Annotated in this window: 1 protein-coding gene; it reads right to left on the bottom strand. The window is 33.2% G+C overall.

The window, feature by feature from the left end; all coding sequences use genetic code 11:
- Positions 1–932 (bottom strand): ABC transporter permease (locus tag BN6774_RS19125; RefSeq protein WP_066892011.1); only part of this gene is annotated, 932 nt, incomplete at its 3' end.
- Positions 933–996: the final 64 nt, after the last annotated feature.

Raw genomic sequence — 996 nt, 5'->3', positions numbered from 1 at the left:
TTTACAGCAGCATTCATAAATCCTTTACCTACATAAAGTACTCCAAAGAATAATGATGAGAACATAACTCCAATTGGATTACTTGCTCCAAGTAAAGCAACTGCTATACCATCAAAGCCTTGGCTTGGCATAACTCCAATTTGCATTATGTTAGCATTACCAGTGTATTGTATTGCTCCTGCAAGTCCTGATAAAGCTCCTGCTATCATCATTGAAATAACAATATTTCTATTAACAGGCATCCCTGCATATTCAGCACCAAATCTGTTAAATCCACCTGCTTTTAATTCATATCCTAAAACAGTCTTATTTAAAATAAACCATATTATTAAAACTGTTATTATTGCTAAGAAAATCCCTAAATTTATATATGAACCTTTAAATATGTCTGAAAGCCATTGTACTTTTAAAGTAGCTGCTTCTGGTAGCATTTTAGATTCAGTTTCTAAAAATTCTCCTTTAAAATACTGTGGAACCATATAATAAACCATCCAATAAGCTATCCAGTTCATCATTATAGATGATACTACTTCATGAACATTAAATTTAGCTTTTAATATTCCAGGAACTATTCCCCATATTGCACCGCCAAGAATACCCACAAGTACTACTACTGGTACTAATATTCCTTTTGGTAAGTCTAAAGTTAACCCTGTAGCTATAGAACAAAATCCTCCAAATAGCATTTGTCCTGGAGTTCCTATATTAAATAAGCCTGTTTTAAAAGCAAAGGCAACTGATAGACCAGTAAGCATTAATGGAGTTGCTGTTGCAAGAGTATTACCTATTCTTTCTAGGTTCTTTAATCCACCCATAAATAGATATTTATATCCTTCTGCTGGGTTAAATCCCATAATTAACATTAGTAAGGCTCCTGCTAAAAGTCCTAATAATACAGCCATTATTGATTTTATGCCTTGATTCTTTTCCATTAGCTTTCACCTCTCTTTATTCCTGCCATCATTAGCCCTACTTCATTTTCATCTGTTTCATCAG

It is taken from the genome of Clostridium nigeriense, from assembly GCF_900086595.1.
Lineage (GTDB): Bacteria > Bacillota > Clostridia > Clostridiales > Clostridiaceae > Clostridium > Clostridium nigeriense.
Note: the sequence above shows the minus strand (reverse complement) of the source record. Positions and strands in the feature narration are given on the sequence as shown.